16 protein-coding genes are annotated in these 17,171 nt (G+C 67.0%); 8 read left to right on the top strand and 8 right to left on the bottom strand.

The genetic code is table 11. The features are described 5' to 3' along the window. Positions 1-44: 44 nt before the first annotated feature. Complete coding sequence (locus QP457_RS02365; protein ID WP_205405494.1) at positions 45-596, top strand: RNA 2'-phosphotransferase; 552 nt, start codon at positions 45-47, stop codon at positions 594-596. A 90-nt stretch (positions 597-686) separates the two neighbouring features. Next, the gene (locus QP457_RS02370) at positions 687-1,655 is read left to right on the top strand and encodes a polysaccharide deacetylase family protein (protein WP_205405486.1); all 969 of its coding nucleotides are present in this window, start codon (positions 687-689) and stop codon (positions 1,653-1,655) included. A gap of 3 nt (positions 1,656-1,658) precedes the next feature. Here QP457_RS02370 and QP457_RS02375 read toward each other — a convergent pair whose 3' ends face one another. The 4 genes from QP457_RS02375 to dmeF form a co-directional block, all read right to left on the bottom strand. Further along, positions 1,659-2,501 (bottom strand): MnmC family methyltransferase, encoded by an 843-nt coding sequence (locus tag QP457_RS02375; protein WP_205405495.1) that lies wholly within the window; start codon positions 2,499-2,501, stop codon positions 1,659-1,661. 76 nt (positions 2,502-2,577) lie between these two features. Then, a complete protein-coding gene (locus QP457_RS02380; protein ID WP_180167733.1) occupies positions 2,578-2,901 on the bottom strand; it encodes a hypothetical protein in 324 nt (107 codons plus the stop codon). 75 nt (positions 2,902-2,976) lie between these two features. Then, positions 2,977-3,393 (bottom strand): hypothetical protein, encoded by a 417-nt coding sequence (locus QP457_RS02385; RefSeq protein ID WP_205405487.1) that lies wholly within the window; start codon positions 3,391-3,393, stop codon positions 2,977-2,979. Positions 3,394-3,484: 91 nt separating this feature from the next. Then, positions 3,485-4,456, bottom strand: a complete 972-nt coding sequence (gene dmeF / locus QP457_RS02390) for a CDF family Co(II)/Ni(II) efflux transporter DmeF (RefSeq protein WP_205405488.1) — start codon at positions 4,454-4,456, stop codon at positions 3,485-3,487. Positions 4,457-4,502: 46 nt separating this feature from the next. On the opposite strand from dmeF, the gene QP457_RS02395 reads away from it, so the two are divergent. After that, entirely contained in the window at positions 4,503-4,787 is a 285-nt protein-coding gene (locus QP457_RS02395) for a metal/formaldehyde-sensitive transcriptional repressor (protein ID WP_033830224.1), read from the top strand. A 76-nt stretch (positions 4,788-4,863) separates the two neighbouring features. On the opposite strand, the gene QP457_RS02400 is transcribed toward QP457_RS02395, so the two are convergent. Continuing rightward, the gene (locus tag QP457_RS02400) at positions 4,864-5,235 is read right to left on the bottom strand and encodes a MerC domain-containing protein (RefSeq protein ID WP_089238366.1); all 372 of its coding nucleotides are present in this window, start codon (positions 5,233-5,235) and stop codon (positions 4,864-4,866) included. A 69-nt stretch (positions 5,236-5,304) separates the two neighbouring features. Here QP457_RS02400 and QP457_RS02405 point away from each other — a divergent pair, with 69 nt between their 5' ends. Beyond that, a complete protein-coding gene (locus tag QP457_RS02405) occupies positions 5,305-6,633 on the top strand; it encodes a GTP-binding protein (RefSeq protein WP_205405489.1) in 1,329 nt (442 codons plus the stop codon). Positions 6,634-6,729: 96 nt separating this feature from the next. Here the strand turns inward: QP457_RS02405 and QP457_RS02410 are convergent, their stop codons facing one another. Beyond that, entirely contained in the window at positions 6,730-8,337 is a 1,608-nt protein-coding gene (locus tag QP457_RS02410) for an ATP-binding cassette domain-containing protein (protein ID WP_205405490.1), read from the bottom strand. A gap of 166 nt (positions 8,338-8,503) precedes the next feature. Then, on the bottom strand, positions 8,504-9,403 hold the full coding sequence (locus tag QP457_RS02415) for a LysR family transcriptional regulator (RefSeq protein WP_205405491.1): 900 nt from the start codon (positions 9,401-9,403) through the stop codon (positions 8,504-8,506). Between the two features lie 228 nt (positions 9,404-9,631). Here QP457_RS02415 and QP457_RS02420 point away from each other — a divergent pair, with 228 nt between their 5' ends. The 3 genes from QP457_RS02420 to QP457_RS02430 all read left to right on the top strand — a co-directional run bounded on the left by QP457_RS02420 (position 9,632) and on the right by QP457_RS02430 (position 13,310). After that, entirely contained in the window at positions 9,632-10,810 is a 1,179-nt protein-coding gene (locus QP457_RS02420) for a serine hydrolase domain-containing protein (RefSeq protein WP_205405492.1), read from the top strand. After that, positions 10,807-11,991, top strand: a complete 1,185-nt coding sequence (locus tag QP457_RS02425) for an MFS transporter (RefSeq protein WP_180167741.1) — start codon at positions 10,807-10,809, stop codon at positions 11,989-11,991. Before QP457_RS02420 ends, QP457_RS02425 begins: the two co-directional genes overlap by 4 nt. Before the next feature lie 404 nt (positions 11,992-12,395). Continuing rightward, positions 12,396-13,310 carry an IS110 family transposase gene (locus QP457_RS02430; protein WP_205406424.1) on the top strand — a complete coding sequence of 305 codons (915 nt, stop codon included), beginning with the start codon at positions 12,396-12,398 and terminating at the stop codon, positions 13,308-13,310. 273 nt (positions 13,311-13,583) lie between these two features. Here the strand turns inward: QP457_RS02430 and QP457_RS02435 are convergent, their stop codons facing one another. Continuing rightward, complete coding sequence (locus QP457_RS02435; protein WP_205406439.1) at positions 13,584-15,206, bottom strand: EAL domain-containing protein; 1,623 nt, start codon at positions 15,204-15,206, stop codon at positions 13,584-13,586. A gap of 228 nt (positions 15,207-15,434) precedes the next feature. Between QP457_RS02435 and cycA the strand changes: the two genes are divergently transcribed. Continuing rightward, positions 15,435-16,808: a D-serine/D-alanine/glycine transporter gene (gene cycA, locus QP457_RS02440; protein WP_205406440.1), complete on the top strand. Its 1,374-nt coding sequence runs from the start codon at positions 15,435-15,437 to the stop codon at positions 16,806-16,808. Positions 16,809-17,171 lie beyond the last annotated feature (363 nt).

The following is a 17,171-nucleotide window of genomic DNA, read 5'->3' on the forward strand; positions in this document are numbered from 1 at the left end:
CGCGGACCGCTGACTGGCACCAACCGCGGCATTTACGGCACTCTATGCGGATGAATACGGAAACTTCATCCAAGCACACCAGCAAGTTTCTCAGTCTGGTGCTGCGCCATGAGCCCGAAAAAATCGGGTTGATCCTGGACGGCCAGGGCTGGGCCAACGTCGACGAGCTCCTGCAGAAGCTGGCTGCACATGGGCAGACGCTCGATCACGCCGGACTGCAGCACATCGTGGCGACCTGCAACAAGCAACGCTTTGCACTGAGCGATGATGGCCAGCGCATCCGCGCGAACCAAGGGCATTCGGTCACGGTCGATCTTGGACTGGTGCCGGTTGAGCCGCCGCAGTGGCTGTACCACGGCACGGTGCCGCGGTTCGTCGGCTCGATCCGCGAGCAGGGCCTGCGTGCGGGCGAGCGCCAGCACGTGCATCTGTCACTGGACCGAGAGACGGCCCACCAGGTTGGCGCTCGCCGCGGTGCACCGGTCATTCTCAGCGTGCACGCCGGGCGCATGCATGCTGAAGGGCATGTCTTCTACCGCTCCGCCAATGGCGTGTGGTTGACCGACCACGTGCCGGCGAAGTACATCGCCGACTGACTCGGCCCGGCGCCGCAACGCCGCGCCCACACTCGGCTGCAAGGCGCAATCGCGCTACAGTCGCTGCATCCTCATCCCATGGATGTACCGATGCGTCTGTTCCTGCGTGCGTTGCCGTTGCTGTTGTTGTCACTCACCGTCCACGCTGCCGAGGTCGATCGGCGCATTGCGGTGACCATTGACGATCTGCCTTGGGCGCGCCTGGATGAGATCGTGCCGGCCGATCTGCAGGCGCGTCATGCTGCGTTGATGGCACAGCTGCGCCAGGCTGAGGTGCCGGTGATCGGTTTCGTCAACGGCAACAAGCTGGAAGTGGATGGCAAGGTGCAGCCGGCGCGCGTGCAGATGCTACGCGACTGGCTGGACGCCGGCTACGAGCTGGGCAACCACACCTGGTCGCACATGGACCTCAACGCCAAGGGCGTGCCGGCGTTCCAGCAGGATTTCCTGCGCGGCGAGCAGGTACTGCGGCCGCTGCTGGCCGAACGCGGGCAGGCGCCACAGTGGATGCGTCATCCGTATCTGCGTGCGGGGCGTACGCCGGAAGATCGCGCGGCGATGGATGTGTTCTTCAAGCAGCATGGCTACCGCGTTGCGCCGGTGACGGTCGACAACGGTGAGTGGGTGTGGGCCTTCGCCTATGCCAACGTGATGAACGAGCAGCCCGATTCACCCGAGCGCGAGGCGACCTTGGCGAGCCTGCGCAAGGGCTATGTGCCGTACATGCTGAACAAGGTGGATTACTACGAGAAGCAGTCGCTGGCGCTGCTGGGGTATGCGGTGCCACAGGTGTGGCTGATGCATGCCAACGAACTCAACGCAGCGGCGTTCGCCGAGCTGGTGGCGGCCACCAAGCGTCGTGGCTATCGCTTCGTGTCGCTGCAGGAGGCGGTGCGTGACCCTGCCTATGCACGCGGTGCCGAGGGCTACAGTGGTCGTTACGGCCCGAGCTGGCTGCACCGCTGGGCGATGGCCGAGAACAAGCCCAAAGAATTCTACGCCGGCGAGCCGGAAGTGCCGAAGTGGGTGATGAAGCTGGCCAAGGTGGATGGCGAGTGAGGCTCAGCGCTTGATGGCCAGCACGCCGTCCAGCGCCAGCTCGGCCTTGAACCCTGCCTTTTCCAGGCGCTTGGCCACTTCGCGGGGCACGTCGCGGCCGCTGGTCAGTTTGTTCGGCGCGCCGGTGTAGTGGAACAGGCGCCCCCCCTTGCGGATGACGCGGGCGAGGTGGTCGTAGAACACCTGCGAGTACAGTTCGCCGGCGATGCCGAAGCGCGGCGGGTCATGCAGGATCGCATCGACGCTGTTGCTGGCCACCTGTCCGATCTGCTGCGATACGTCGCCGTGGCTGAAGTGCAGGCGACCGCCAGCGGCGGCTGAATCCGGATCGGGCGACCACGGATTGAGCGTGCGCAGCCACATCACGTCGGCGTTCTTTTCGAACGAGCGGATCTGGCCGACGCCGGCCTCCAATGCACAGGCGGCGAAGTAGCCCAGGCCACCGCAGGTATCGAGGATGATCTTGCCTGCGGGGGCGACCAACTCGACCTTGCGGCGCGCGTCCTCGAACGGCGACAGCTTGGAGGTCGGCAGCATCTTGATGCCGTCGATCTCGAAGGTCGGTGCGCCCCATTCGGTCGGCACCAGCTTGATCAGCGAGCCGCTGAAGCGGGAGAGGGCGGAGAACTCCTCGCCATCCCAGTAGTACAGCGTGCGGTCCTTCAGCTTGCCCGGCCACGGGTAGTGCTGGCCACGGAAGGTGAAACCCTCGACATCCAGCTGCGCGGCCTCTTCGCTGCGCCCCAGGTCGAGCGAGCCCTGCCATTCGGTGGCGCCCTTGTCATGGGCACGGCGCAGGGTGTCAGCGCTGTCGCGGGTCAGCAGGGGGCCGATGTAATGGGGCACGTTGGGCACAGGGGTGGCTCGGGGGAGGGCATGGTACCGCAGGCGCTGTGCAGCCGAGCCGGGCATGGGCGCGGCGCTACCGCAGGTCGGTGCAGCTGAATCCGTGGATGGTTCCCTCTCCTGAGATCAAGCCGACGCCTCGTGAGGGCTGCATGCCCTGCAACGCGCACGATCGGCGATGGGCATCCTGGGTGGCGGCGGGCTGCCGGTCGAAGTCGTAGCGCATGCTGCCGTCTTCCTGCAGCAACCAATGCACCGTTACACGCCTGGCGCGTTCCCCTTCGATTTCCCAGTCGAAGGTGCGCATCACCACGACGTCGCCGTCATCGGCCTCACGCACCTCGTCATAAGCACCCTGGGTCTTTGCAACGATCGCGGCCAGCAGGAGAAGAACGGTCATCGGTATTCCTCCTCGAAACCGGCAGCGTGTGCCAGCGGCATCGCTGAGGCCATGGGAAGAATTGCAATCTGGCCGCTACTGACACTTCACCGCATACACCGGCCCCGCGCCGATCAACAGCAGCGCCATGTAGTCGCTGTCGCGTGCCCGCGCCTTCAACGTGGCGCCGTCCTTGACGTGGAAGATGCCGAAGCCGCCGGCCATGCGGATCAGCGCGCTGTCGATCTGGTCGGCGTCGTCGCGGAAGTACTGCTGGATGTCGCTGCGGCTGGCCTTGTACAGCGAATTGGGTTCGCGCTGCCATTGGCCGTCGCGCTCGAAGGACACGAAGTACTGGCTTCCTTCCTTTTCGATGCGGAACTCGGCGGACTTGCGCGGGCTGGTGGCGAAGCAGCCGAGCATCGGGTCGGAAGAGAACGGCAGCTGGGTATCGCCGGAGCAGGCCACCAGCAGCAGGAGGGCAGCGGGCAGCAGCAGGCGGAGCGCGCGCATGGGATGTCCCGACGGGGCAGGTGCGGCCAGTGTAGGCAGCACGCGGTGGCGCCCGGTACAGATTTTCGGCAAGAACCGCGCCCCGCCCGGGTCACGTGCTGCGATGGATCTCCACGGTCACGTGCACCAGCTCTTCATGGATCGCCAGCGCCTGGCGCACGGTGTCCGGATCGAGCGTGGCATCACTGGTGACCACGCTGGCGGCGACGGCGTACTTGCCACGCCCCACCTGCCACACGTGCAGGTCGGCCAGGCGTGCCGGCCAGGGACCCTGCTCGATCACTTCGCGCACCTCGACTACCACTGGCGCGTCCATCTGCGCATCGAGCAGGATGCGGCCGCTGTCGCGCAGCAGGCCGATCGCCCACACGGTGACCAGCACCGCGCCGACCAGGCCCATCACCGGGTCCAGCCAGGTCAGGCCGAGCAGCTTGCCGCCGAGCAGGGCGACGATGGCCAGCACCGAGGTGGCGGCGTCGGCCAGCACGTGCACGTAGGCCGAGCGCAGGTTGAGGTCGTGCCCGTGGGAGTGATCGTGGTCATGCCCATGATGATCGCCATGGTCGTGTCCGTGTCCGTGGCCATGATGGTGATGCGCATGACCGGGGCTGTCGTGCAGCCACCACGCGCACAGCAGGTTCACGCCCAGGCCGACTGCAGCAATGGCGATGGCCTCGTTGTAGTGGATGGGCGCGGGCACCCACAGCCGATGCAGCGATTGCACGGCCATCAGCGCGGCAACACCAAGCAGGGCGATGGCGCTGGTGTAGCCGGCCAGGATCTCGATCTTCCAGGTGCCGAAGGCAAAGCGCGGATCGTGTGCATAGCGCCGTGCACAGCGGTAGGCGAATACCGAAAGGCCCAGCGCCAGCGCGTGCGAGCTCATGTGCCAGCCGTCGGCGAGCACGGCCATGGAATTGAACCACCAGCCACCGAGGATCTCGACCAGCATCATGCTGACGGTGAGCCACATGGCGCGACGGGTATTGCGTTCGGCCAGCGGGTTGCCGTCGTCGAAGCGGTGTTCGTGGCGGCGGGCAGCGGCGAGGGCGTCCAGGTGCATGGCGGAAGTGATGGATGGATACCCCCATAGGGTATATGATCCGCCCATGGCGCATGTACACAGGAATCGAAAGCAGCTGCTGACCCGGGTCCGTCGCATCGGCGGCCAGGTGGCGGCGTTGGAGCAGGCGTTGAACACGCCCGAGGGCGAGGCAGGCGACTGCGCCGACGTGCTGGTGCAGGTGGCGGCCGTGCGTGGCGCTGCCCACAGCCTGTTGATGGAACTGCTGCACGAGCACCTGCAGGAACACGTGGTGGGCGCGGAAGACCCGGCCCAACGGGCGGCCGAAGCCGAGGTGCTGGTGGAGCTGCTGCGGCGTTACGGCAAATAGCCGGGTAGTGCCGGCCGCTGGCCGGCAACCTGATTAACTGCGGACGTAGCCTGCAGTTGCCGGCCAGCGGCCGGCACTACCGGTGCCTGTGGCGCGCGTTCCAGATGTGCGTGGCGGCCAGCAGCAGGCTGCCGGTGACCGTCAGCGGGGTCTCCCACGCGTGCGAGGGCAACGCCAGCGCCCCGGCCATCAACAGCGCCAGGCCGATACCGGCGCTCAGCCACGCCAGTGCGGGCAGAGGATGGCGGCGTTCGGCCCGCCACAGGGCGAAGCCAGTCATCGGCAGCGCGATGGCCACGAAGACCAGGTGTACCCATTCCGCTTCGGCCCAGACGCCGAACAGCGGCAGCGCGGCCGCCAGCAGGGGCAGTGCCAGGCAATGCAGCAGGCACAGGCTGGACAGGGCGACGGCCCCGGCATCAAGCAGGGCGGCTGAGGGCGACTTCATGTAAGGAGGTTCCTTGCGCGACAATTGTTATACAGTAACATTTCCGTTCCGCAGCCAACCCGCTCCGACATGAACACTGTTTCCCGCGCCGACCGCCGCCTTCCGGTCACCGTGCTCTCCGGCTTCCTCGGTGCCGGCAAGACCACCCTGCTCAACCAGATACTGCGCAACCGCGATGGCCTGCGGGTGGCGGTGATCGTCAACGACATGAGCGAGGTCAACATCGATGCGCAGCTGGTGCGCGATGGTGGCGCAGAGCTGCGTCGCACCGAAGAGACGCTGGTGGAGTTCAGCAACGGCTGCATCTGCTGCACGCTGCGCGATGATCTGCTGCAGGAGGTCCGCCGTCTGGCCGACAGCGGCCGCTATGACTACCTGCTGATCGAATCGACCGGTATCGGCGAGCCGATGCCGGTAGCGGCCACCTTCGCGGTGCGCGATGAGCACGGCTTCAGCCTGAGCGATATCGCGCGGCTGGACACGATGGTGACGGTGGTGGATGGCAGTGCCTTCCTGGCCGATTTCGGTTCAACGCTGCGCTTGGCCGAGCGTGGCCAGCAGGCGGGGCCGGACGATGATCGCGGCGTGGTCGACCTGCTGTGCGAGCAGGTGGAGTTCGCCGACGTGATCGTGGTCAGCAAGGTGGACCAGGTGGACGACGAAGTGCTGCAGGACACGCTGGCGGTGCTGCGCGGCTTGAACCGCGACGCGAAGCTGCTGCTGTCCGCGTTCGGCGACGTGCCGCTTGCGGAGCTGCTGGATACCGGTCGCTTCGATTTCGATCGTGCGCAGCAGGCTCCCGGCTGGGTGAAGGAGCTGCGCGGCGAGCACACACCGGAAACCGAGGAGTACGGCATTGCCAGCTTCGTCTACCGCTCGCGACGGCCGTTCCACCCAGCCCGCTTCGCACGCACGTTGCAGCACGGCATGCCCGGGGTGATCCGCAGCAAGGGCTGGTTCTGGCTGGCCAACCGCATGGACTGGGTGGGCGAGTTGAACAGCGTGGGCGCGGCCACGCGCACCCAGGCGGCGGGCTTCTGGTATGCGGCGCGAGAGCGTGTACGTGCCGGACAGGAGGACACCACGCCGCTGCTGCCGCCAACGCCACTGCCTTACAGCGATCTGGGCTGGGCCCGGCAGCAGGCCGACTGCTGGAGCGCGCCGTTGCCCGATGCACAGGAATTCCCGGACGCGGCCGCGCACGCGGCGATGGCACGCCTGTGGCACCCGCTGTGGGGTGACCGCCGTCAGGAACTGGTGGTGATTGGCGTGCACATGGACGAGCGCATGGTGCGGAATGCGCTGGACGCATGCCTGCTCAACGACGACGAACTGCAGGCCGGACCCCTGCTGTGGCAGCAGATGCCGCAGGTATTCCCGGTGTGGAAGCGTGGATGAGTAGATCCACGCCATGCGTGGATGAATGCTCGGCCAGCCAGTAGATCCACGCCATGCGTGGATGCCAGCCGGCAGGAGCCGAGCATGGGCTCGGCTCTACAACGCATCGCGCCACTGCCAACCTGCATCACCGACCTGCAGCACCTGCGTTGGCCGCAACGCCTGCAGCAGGTGGGTGTCATGGCTGACCATCAACAATGCCCCCGGCCATGCCGCCAGCAGTTCTTCCAGCGCCTGCAGCGCGGCCAGGTCCAGCGCGTTGCCCGGCTCGTCCAGCAACAGCAGCTGCGGGGCAGGGTCGGCATACAGCACGCTGGCCAGCGCACCTTTCACCCGCTCTCCATCGCTGAGGCTGCTGGCCGGGCGCTGGATGCGCTGTGCATCCAGGCCCAGCAACGCCAACCGCGTGCGCAGCTCAGCCGGATCGGCCGTGGGATGGGCAGCCTGCACCGCGTCGAGAATGCTCTCTTCGCTGCGCAGATTCAGCAGCTGCTGGTCGAGCAGGGCCAATGGCGCATGCCGATGTACCTGTCCACTATCTGCGGGCAGCTCGCCGGCCAGCACGCGCAACAGCGTCGACTTGCCGCTGCCGTTGTCGCCGACCACGGCAATGCGCTGGCCCCGGCGGACGTCCAGCTGCAGTGGCGCACGACAGCCGTGCGGCAATACCAGGTCGTGCGCCTGCAGCAAACGGGCTTGGCCACGCTCGCCTTCGCCACTGAACAACGCCAGTTCCGGCGCCACGTGCACCGCTGCGGCGGCAGCGCGCACCTGCGCGGCGCTGGCCTGCAGGCGATCGCTCTGGATCTGCTGCGCGCGCCCGTGGCTGGCTTCGGCGCGCTGCTTCTGCCGACCGAGCAGGATCGGTGCCTGGTTGGCCTCGCGCGCCTCGCGGTTACCGCGTGCCTGGCGCTGCTGCTGGCGCTCGTGCTGCTCGCGCGCGCTGCGTTGCTGCTGCCGGTGCTGGGCGCGGACGTGGTCAAGCTGGGCGGCGGCGGCCTCGCGTTCGGCGGCACGCGTGTCGGCATAGTGCTGCCATGGCCCGCCGTAACGATGCAGGCCGTGCGCATCCAGTTCGACGATCTGCGTCATCTGCGAGAGCAGGGCGCGGTCATGGCTGATCGCCAGCAGTCCGCCCTGCCATCGCTGCAGCTGTGCATACAGTTGGCGGCGGTGATGGGCATCGAGGTGATTGCTCGGTTCGTCGAGGATCAGCCAGTCTGCGCCGCTGGCCCACGCGCCAGACAGGGCGACCTGCATCGCCTGGCCACCACTGAGCCGCGCGGCGGGTTGCGCGGGATCAAGGTCGGCCGGCAGCTGCATTGCCTGCCACTGCTGCTGCAGGCGTTCGCGCAGGTTCCAGCGGTCGCCGATGCAGGTGAAGTCCGCTGCATCGACGCTGCCCGCTTCGATGCGCGCCAGCGCCGCCAGTTCGGCGCCCACGCCGGCCAGTTCGCCGACCGTGCCACGTGGCGGATAGCCGGGCGTAGGCAACAGGAATACCTGGCCACTGCGGTGCACCTGACCCTCGTCGGGCGACAGCTGGCCAGCGAGCAGGCGCGCGAGCACGCTCTTGCCGACGCCGTTGGCGCCGACCAGACCAGTGGCCACCGGTTCGAAGGAAAAGGACAGATTGGAAAACAGCGGTCGGCCATCGGCCAACCGATACGACACGCGATCAAGCGTGAGGGAATACGAAGTCATGCGACCTCCATGGATGCCTGGTTCTCCCCTGCGCGCAGGGGCGGGAAGAGTCGGGCCGTCTAGTGCGAAGACGGCGGCATCACTGGCGCATTGGTCGCGAGCCTCTTGGAGGAATGAGTGCGCAGTATAGCGCCGTGAGCTGAATGGTCGCGGCCGCTGTGCCGCGTTACGGCACCGTATCCAGCCGCGCGCCGACGAATTCGATGAACACCCGCAGCTTCGGCAGTACGTGGCGGCCCGACGGCCACAGCAGGTGGAACGTGCCGCAGGAATGCACGTGCTCATCAAGCACGGTGACCAGCCGGCCGTCAGCGAGTGCATCGCGTACCGAATGCACTGGCACGAACGCCAGGCCACCGTCGCGCAGTGCCAGTGCCACCCGCGCCTCGATGGTGTTGGCGACCAGGTGCACCGGCAGTTCCTGTGCCGTGTCGCCCTCGGGCCAGAGGATCGGCCACGGTTCGAGTTTGCCGCTGCTGGGGAAGCGGTAGTGCAGCAGGCGGTGCTGCAGCAGGTCCGCCGGCACCTGCGGCGTGCCATGCCGTTGCAGGTACGCCGGTGATGCGACGACGCGGCGTGGGAACACACCGAGGCGGCGCGCGGTGAGACGTGAGTCGCTGGGCTCGCCGACACGCAGCACGGCATCGAATCCCTCTTCGATGACGTCGACCAGTCGATCGGAGAAATCCAGCTCCAGGCGGATGTCGGGATAGGCGGCCATGAATTCCGCCATCAACGGCAGGGTGAGGTCGCCTACCAGCGGCAGGCTGATGCGCAGGGTGCCGCTGGGGGTTGCATGTTGCTGGGCCAGTTCGGTGCGTGCTGCGTCGCGCTCGTCGAGGATGCGGCGGCAGCGCGCCAGGAACAGCTGGCCCTCGGCGGTGAGGGTGATGCTGCGCGTGCTGCGGTGGAACAGGCGTACACCGAGCGCCTGTTCCAGCCGGGCCACGCACTTGCCGGCGGCCGAGGCGGAGATGCCCTGCACGCGACCGGTGTCGACGAAGCTGCGGGTGTCCGCGGCGTGGACGAAGGTCTGCAGGTTGGCCAGGTTGTCGAGGACGGACATGGGGAAGGTCGCTGCGAAAGAGGGCAGGGTAGGCGGCGGTCGGCAGGCCCGGTGACGCAGCCGGTGCAACAGTGCAGTGCGGGCGCTTGGCGGGTCGGTGCGGCCCAGGGGTTCCGGGCATGATGCCGATTGCGGACCTTGCGGTCCATGATGCGCGGAGCCCGGCCCCGCTTTTTGCGGGCGCCGAAGCTGCCTACCGTGGCGGGCCTCTCCCCACGGATCACCCCGATGACACTTGCCCTTCCTGTTGAAACTGCACCGACATTGCCCGCGGTGAGCGCGCTGCTGCAGGCCGTGCATCCGCAGCGCCTGATCGGTGCGGTGGTGCTGGTGCGCGAGCACGGCGTGCTTCGCCATGCCAGCGCCAGTGGCCTGGCCGATCGTGAATCGAATACGCCGATGCACCGCGACCACCTGTTCCGGCTGGCTTCGGTGAGCAAGCCGCTGCTGACCACGGTGATCCTGCGCCTGGTTGCCGAGGGCGTGCTCGACCTGGATGCGCCGGTGCAGCGCTGGTTGCCGGCGTTCCGCCCGGCACTGGCCGATGGCAGCCAGCCATCGATCAGCCTGCGCCAGCTGCTCAGCCACAGCAGTGGGTTGGGCTATCGCTTCCTGGAAGCCGACGCCGAGGGGCCTTACGCGCAGGCGGGCGTAAGCGATGGGATGGACGCGAACGCGGTGACGCTGCAGCAGAACGTGCAGCGCATCGCGCAGGCGCCGCTGTTGTTCGCGCCGGGCAGCCAGTGGCTGTACTCGCTGGGCGTGGATGTAGCGGGCGCGGTGGCTGAAGCGGCCACTGGCGAAAGGCTGCAGGTGCTGTTCGACCGGTTGTTGGCGCAGCCGTTGGGCCTGCGCGACACCGCGTTTGCCACCAGCGACGGTGGCCGCCTGGCGACGCCGTATGTCAGTGACCTGCCGCAGCCGCATCGCTTGCAGGAGGGCGAGGTGGTGCCTGCCTTCGAGGGCTCGGTGGGCATCGAATACAGCTTGGCACGTGCGACCGATCCACACCGTTATCCGTCGGCCGGTGCAGGGCTGGTGGGCACCGCTGATGAGGTGATGACCGTGCTGGAGGCGTTGCGTGATTCGCGTGCCTCACAGTTGCTGCCCGACAGTTTGATGGCACAGATGGGAATGCCTCAGTTGGGCGAGCTGGGACCGATCGATCCGCCCGGTTGGGGCTTCGGCCTGGGTTTTGCCGTGCTGCGTGATGCCGCAGCCAGCGGCACACCGCAGACGGTGGGCACATGGCGCTGGGGCGGTGCCTACGGCCACAGCTGGTTCGTCGATCCGGCGCGCGGCCTGAGCGTGGTCGCGCTGACCAACACGTTGTACGAAGGCATGCACGGCGCGTTCGTGGATGAACTGCGCGATGCGGTGTACGCCGATCTGGAGACGGCGCGATGAGCGGCCACGCGATCGATGCCGGGGCACCGGCCGGTGAGGCAACGCGATTGCCGTGGCGTGGTCTGCTGGCCTTGGCCGGTGGTGGCTTCATCACCCTGTTGACCGAAACGCTGCCGGCCGGCGTGCTGCGGCCGATGGGCGAGAGTCTCGGCGTCAGCGACGCGGCGGCAGGCCAACTGGTCAGTGTGTACGCATTGGGCTCGCTGCTGGCTGCGCTGCCGATGACCGCGCTGACCCAGCGCCTGCCGCGTCGTCCGCTGCTGCTGGCGGCGATTGCCGGCTTCATGGTGGTCAACACCGTGACCGCGCTCAGCCACGACTACGTGCTGACCCTGGTGGCGCGCTTCCTGGCCGGCGTGGGCGCGGGCCTGCTGTGGTCGCTGGTGGCCGGCTACGCCGCGCGCATGGTGGTGCCGGAACTGCAGGGCAGGGCGATCGCGGTGGCGATGATCGGCTCGCCGTTGGCGTTGTCGCTGGGGGTGCCTGCCGGTACGTTGCTGGGCCAGCAGATCGGCTGGCGCTGGGCGTTCGCGTTGATGAGCGTGCTGGCGGTGCTGCTGCTCGGCTACGCGCGATGGGCGCTGCCCGCATTGCCGGCGGCCGGCGCGGGCCGGCGCATGTCGCTGGGTTCGGTCTGGCGCATGCCCGGCATCCGCAGCACGCTGCTGGTGATGGTGCTGTACGTGCTGGCGCACAACGTGCTGTACACCTACATCGAGCCGTTGGCGGTGCAGGCCGGCGCGGGCGGCTGGCTGGACCGGCTGCTGCTGGCGTTCGGCATCGCCGCGATCGTGGGTATCGCCATTGCCGGCTGGGGCGTGGACCGCCATCTGCGCGCGCTGGTATGGGCCAGCGTGATCGGCTTCGTGCTGGCGGTGGTTTCGCTGCTGCTGTGGCCAAGCGTGCCGGGCGTGCTGCTGCTGGTGACGATCCTGTGGGGCGTCGCATTCGGTGCCGTGCCAACCCTGTTCCAGACCGCACTGGCCCGCCGCGCCGGCGCCGCTGCCGACCTCGCGCAATCGATGCTGGTAACCGGCTGGAACCTGGCCATCGCCGCCGGTGGCGTCGGCGGCGGCCTGATGCTGCAGGCCAGCGGCGCACAGCACCTGGCCTGGTTGCCGTTGCTGCTGCTGGCGGTGTGTGCAGCCTGGCTGTGGGCTCGTCCGAAGGCCTGGGCGTAGGCGTCGATCATCGGTGACGGAGTTGCCGGGGTTGCCGGCCAGCGGCCGGCACTACAGAGAACAGAACGTGCGAGCGCAGCGACCCGCTGTTGTTTTTCTCTTCTCTCTTACGTGGTGGAACGCCGCAGAGATCTGTCCCGGGTCGGGCGGGGTGGGTACGCGGGGGTGTCCGCGGCATGGATGCGGCGGCCAAGCCTTATCTGATTGGAATCTGGCAGCGTAGGTGTCGAGAGCCGGCGTGGGCCGCCGTGTAAGCCTGGATCTCGACGATCGCCTTGGAGCTTGGCGCCCACGCCGGAATCTCCCTTGATCCGCCCGAACAGTTGCTGGAGCTGACACTCGCAGTAATAAGACTGGGCAAGCGGGGGAGCTCTCGACCCTTCCAGACTATACGGAGTCCGGTGATGAACGGGATCGGGATTGATGTCAGCAAGCGCCAACTGGATGTCGGCACGACGGATGGAGAGGTGCTGCAGGTCAGCAATAGCGCTTCGGGTTTCGCTGAATTGGATCTCTGGTTGAGGAAACATCCGGTGAGCCAGATCGTGCTGGAGGCCACTGGGGGCTACGAACAGTCAGTACTGAACTTCCTGCACAACGCCGGTCATGCGGTGGTCCGTGCCAACGCGCTGCGGGCTCGCAGGCTGGCCCAGGGAATGGGCCAGGTGGCCAAGACCGACCGTCTGGATGCCTATGCATTGGCGCAGATGGCGGCCTTGGTGAAACTGCCCGCCTATCAGCCACTGGAGCCCTGGCAGCAAAAGCTGCGGGAATTTGTGCGGGCGCGTCGACAGACGATGGAAGCCCTGACCGTAGCGCGCCAGCAGCAGGAGATGGTGACCGATCGTGAGTTGCGCCGACTGCTGCAAGCCAACATCAGCCGCCTGCAGAGGATGGTTGGGCGTTTGGGACAGCAGATTGCCGAGCAGGTTGCCCAGCAACCTCAGCTGGCGGTACTGAAGTCGATGAAAGGCGTGGGCCCTGTCCTGCAGGCGGTATTGGCCAGCTATCTGCCGGAGCTGGGCAAGATCAGCGGCAAGGCCATCGCCAGTCTGGTCGGTGTAGCACCCATGTCCCACGACAGCGGAACCATGCGCGGCAAACGAAGCATCCATGGCGGCAGGGCCGAGATCCGTCAGGTGCTTTACATGGCCAGCATGTCGGCCATGCGGCATGAACCTCGACTGCGCGATTTCTACCAGTCGCTGCGAGCCCGAGGCAAAGAAGGAAAAGTAGCCATCGTGGCGGTGATGCGGAAGATGCTGGTGATTCTCAACGCCCGCATGCGTGACGCTCAAGGCGGATCGATCCCCGCCTGAAGCCAGTCTGCGCGTGCCCCAAAAGGCTGCCGGCCAGCGGCCGGCACTACCGTGCGTGACTGTCGGAGGGGCCGAGGCCCCTCTCTCAACACAGTTGCTCCATGGGTGAGGGCGCTTTGCTTGCGAAGCACTGCTTCGCAGGCGCTCGAACGCACAGCCGCCAGCGGCTGGGCAGGTCTGGGGATTCACGGCGTCCCCCGCGTATCCACCCCGCCCGACCAACCCACGAACCGCTCTTAGCGACCCACCACGAGGAGCCGCGCCGTTCGCTGACTACTCCTCCCCCGCCTGCTCGCGCTCGAACGGTACGCTACGCGGATTCTGCATGTGCTCCCGCGCCGCGCCGTACTGCTGCTGGCGCTTGCGATGGAAAGCGATGAACTCATCGCGCGGCAACGGCCGCGAGAACAACCACCCTTGGCCGAACTGCACGTGCTGGCTGTGCAGGTAGGCCAGCTGCGCTTCGGTTTCCACGCCTTCAGCCACCACCCACAGGCCCAGCTCGCGGGCCATGCCGATGATGTGCGGGGTGACCGGGCTGGTTGCGCTTTCGGTGCCGATCGCATCGATGAAGGACTTGTCGATCTTCAGTGCATCCAACGGCAGCTGCTGCAGGTACTGCAGGCTGGAATAGCCGACACCGAAATCATCGATGGCCACGCTGTGACCCGCGCGTCGCGCCGCCGCCAGCATGGTGCGCGCACGGTCGATGTCGAGGAAGCCATGTTCGGTGGCCTCCAGCCAGATCTGCTGCGGCAGGATGCCGCTGCCGGCCATGCGCTGCGAGATCACCTTCAGCGCCCGCCCGCTGCTGATGTCCTCGGCCGCCAGGTTGATCGCGATGTGTGCGCTGCGATCCTCGGCCAGCAGTTCACGCATGTCGGCAACCACGTTCTCGATCACCAGGTCGGTGATGGCGGCGATCATCCCGGCCTCCTCGGCCAGGGGAATGAACAGGTCCGGACGCACCTGCGTGCCGTCGGGACGCTGCCAGCGCACCAGTGCCTCTGCGCCGACGCAGATGCCGGTATCCAGTTCGATGATCGGCTGGTAATGCAGATAGAGTTCGCGGCGGCGGATGGCGATGCGCAGCTCGCCGCGCATCGACAGCCGTCGTCGCGACAGCCAGATCACCAGGCCGGCACCGGCGGCGGCCATCAGCAGCCCCAAGGGCACGAACAACCACGCCTGCTGCCGGAAGGTAGCGGCCAGCGCGGTGCGTGGAGCGGTGGCGATCGCCAGCCATTCCCCGCTGCGCGCGCTGGCGTACAGCGTGTCGCGGTCCAGGCCCTCGCCGGGTTCGCGCAGCAGTTTCTGCAACAGGGTCGGGTCCATGCCGTCCTGCTGGGTCAGCAGCCGTCCATCCGGGCTTGCCAGGGCCAGCCGCACGTCTGGATCGACGATGACGTCGACGAAGCGACGGGGGTCGACCAGCACGTCGTACGACCCGTACATGATGGACAGCATCGGCCGCCGGCCCGCCGCCTCGGGGCGCACGTCCACGGTGATGCCGACGCCATCGCTGGTGACGTGGTCCGGCGTGGGCTGGTCCACATCCCGCAGGAACGGGCCCCACGACGTGCAGCGCAGCTTGCCGCCCTCGAAGTAGCCCATCTGGTCGGATGACGGGGTGGTCATCACCAGCGTCTGCATGCGCTGGATGTGTTCGGCCCCGCAGGCCGGCAGCACCGTGGCCTCCGCCGACTTCAATGCGGCAAGCGCTTCCTGGTAGGACACTTCGGTACGGCGCAGGCTGCGCTCGGCGATGGCATGCAGGCGCTGTTGCTCGACGCTGACGGCGCGGTCCCAGGTGGCATAGACCATGACCGCGATCGGCACTGCAGCGGCCAGCACGGCCAGTACGGTGCCGCCGATGATGACCCGCAGTCGGCTCATGACCGGGGCTCCAGAGAGGTGTGCAGGGCTGGGCACATGGGCGGGGCCGGTCCTTGGGCGATGGCGGTATATGAACACGGCGCCGGGCTGGGCGGAATGGGACAAATGCGGTAACGGGTCACATTGTGGTGAAGGCGACACTTGTTGACGGTCCTGGTCCGTCCGGCGCTGGTGTTGTGGCAGCCGGAGGACTACCGTCGGAAGCTTCACCCGCCTCTTCCCGCGCCCATGACCGAGCCCGCCACGCCCCCCGAGCACCTGCGCCGCAGCCTGTCCAACCGTCACCTGCAACTGATCGCCATCGGCGGTGCCATCGGCACCGGCCTGTTCATGGGCTCGGGCAAGACCATCAGCCTGGCCGGCCCGTCCATCGTGTTCGTCTACCTGATCATCGGCGCGATGCTGTTCTTCGTGATGCGGGCGATGGGCGAGCTGCTGCTCTCGAACCTGCAGTACAAATCCTTCATCGATTTCTCCACCGATCTGCTCGGGCCGTGGGCCGGATTCTTCTGCGGGTGGACGTACTGGTTCTGCTGGATCGTCACCGCCATCGCCGATGTGATCGCCATCGCCGCGTATGCGCAGTTCTGGTTCCCTGGCCTGGACGCATGGATACCGGCGCTGGCCTGCGTGCTGCTGTTGCTGGCATTGAATCTGGTGACGGTGAAGCTGTTCGGCGAAATGGAATTCTGGTTCGCGCTGATCAAGATCGTGGCGATCTGCGCGCTGATCATCACCGGTGCCGGGCTGGTGGCGTGGGGCTTCACCTCGCCCAGCGGGCATACCGCAGCGCTGTCGAACCTGTGGAATGACGGCGGCATGTTCCCGATGGGCCTGGTCGGCTTCTTCGCCGGTTTCCAGATCGCGGTGTTCGCTTTCGTCGGCATCGAGCTGGTGGGTACCACCGCTGCGGAAACGGCCGACCCGGAGCGCAACCTGCCCAAGGCGATCAACTCGATCCCGGTGCGCATCATCATCTTCTACGTGCTGGCGCTGATCGCGATCATGGCGGTCACCCCATGGCGCCAGGTGGTGCCGGACAAGAGCCCGTTCGTGCAGCTGTTCGTGCTGGCCGGCATTCCCGCCGCCGCCAGCCTGATCAACTTCGTGGTGCTGACTTCGGCCACCTCGTCGGCCAACAGCGGCATCTTCTCCACCAGCCGCATGCTGTTCGGCCTGGCCGAGGAAGGCCATGCTCCGCGCGGCCTGTCCAAGCTCTCGCGCGCAGCGGTGCCGGCACGGGGCCTGCTGTTCTCCTGTCTGTGCCTGCTGGGCGGCACCCTGCTGATCTACCTGATCCCCAATCTGGTGACCGCCTTCACCTTGGTGACGACCCTGGCGACGGTGCTGTTCATCTTCGTCTGGTCGCTGATCCTAGTGGCCTACATGGTCTACCGCCGTCGCTACCCCGAACGCCACGCGGCCTCGATCTTCAAGATGCCCGGTGGCGTGGCGATGTGCTGGGCCTGCCTGCTGTTCTTCGCCGCCGTGCTGGTCCTGCTGAGCCTGCAGGCCGACACCCGCCAGGCGCTGGTGGCCAGCCCTGCATGGTTTGTGCTGCTGGGCGCGGGCTACTGGCTGCGGCGGAAGATGGCGCGCTAGTCGGGGAAGACCCTCGCCAACAGATCTCACGGCCTCGGTGAGTCCCATCCACGCATGGCGTGGATCCATGTGTCGACCAAGGTCGACACCCACCAACAGCCGCAAGGTCGACACCCACCAACAGCAGCACAGAACACCGTTCCCAGGTCGCGGGGAATTGTCGAAGGCGGGGTGGGTCCGGTTGCGGGGGTGTCCGCGGCATGGATGCGGCGGCCAAGCCTTATCTGATTGGAATCTGGCAGCGTAGGTGTCGAGAGCCGGCGTGGGCCGCCGTGTAAGCCTGGATCTCGACGATCGCCTTGGAGCTTGGCGCCCACGCCGGAATCTCCCTTGATCCGCCCGAACAGTTGCTGGAGCTGACAC

It is taken from the genome of Stenotrophomonas sp. As-7, from assembly GCF_030291015.1.
Lineage (GTDB): Bacteria > Pseudomonadota > Gammaproteobacteria > Xanthomonadales > Xanthomonadaceae > Stenotrophomonas > Stenotrophomonas lactitubi.

Coding starts and splice junctions, on each gene's coding strand:
- QP457_RS02425 (WP_180167741.1), top strand. CDS start 10,807: ATGAGCGGCCACGCGATCGATGCCGGGGCACCGGCCGGTGAGGCAACG.
- QP457_RS02385 (WP_205405487.1), bottom strand. CDS start 3,393: ATGCGCGCGCTCCGCCTGCTGCTGCCCGCTGCCCTCCTGCTGCTGGTG.
- QP457_RS02370 (WP_205405486.1), top strand. CDS start 687: ATGCGTCTGTTCCTGCGTGCGTTGCCGTTGCTGTTGTTGTCACTCACC.
- QP457_RS02420 (WP_205405492.1), top strand. CDS start 9,632: ATGACACTTGCCCTTCCTGTTGAAACTGCACCGACATTGCCCGCGGTG.
- dmeF (WP_205405488.1), bottom strand. CDS start 4,456: ATGCACCTGGACGCCCTCGCCGCTGCCCGCCGCCACGAACACCGCTTC.
- QP457_RS02395 (WP_033830224.1), top strand. CDS start 4,503: ATGGCGCATGTACACAGGAATCGAAAGCAGCTGCTGACCCGGGTCCGT.
- cycA (WP_205406440.1), top strand. CDS start 15,435: ATGACCGAGCCCGCCACGCCCCCCGAGCACCTGCGCCGCAGCCTGTCC.
- QP457_RS02410 (WP_205405490.1), bottom strand. CDS start 8,337: ATGACTTCGTATTCCCTCACGCTTGATCGCGTGTCGTATCGGTTGGCC.
- QP457_RS02405 (WP_205405489.1), top strand. CDS start 5,305: ATGAACACTGTTTCCCGCGCCGACCGCCGCCTTCCGGTCACCGTGCTC.
- QP457_RS02430 (WP_205406424.1), top strand. CDS start 12,396: ATGAACGGGATCGGGATTGATGTCAGCAAGCGCCAACTGGATGTCGGC.
- QP457_RS02400 (WP_089238366.1), bottom strand. CDS start 5,235: ATGAAGTCGCCCTCAGCCGCCCTGCTTGATGCCGGGGCCGTCGCCCTG.
- QP457_RS02380 (WP_180167733.1), bottom strand. CDS start 2,901: ATGACCGTTCTTCTCCTGCTGGCCGCGATCGTTGCAAAGACCCAGGGT.
- QP457_RS02365 (WP_205405494.1), top strand. CDS start 45: ATGCGGATGAATACGGAAACTTCATCCAAGCACACCAGCAAGTTTCTC.
- QP457_RS02415 (WP_205405491.1), bottom strand. CDS start 9,403: ATGTCCGTCCTCGACAACCTGGCCAACCTGCAGACCTTCGTCCACGCC.
- QP457_RS02435 (WP_205406439.1), bottom strand. CDS start 15,206: ATGAGCCGACTGCGGGTCATCATCGGCGGCACCGTACTGGCCGTGCTG.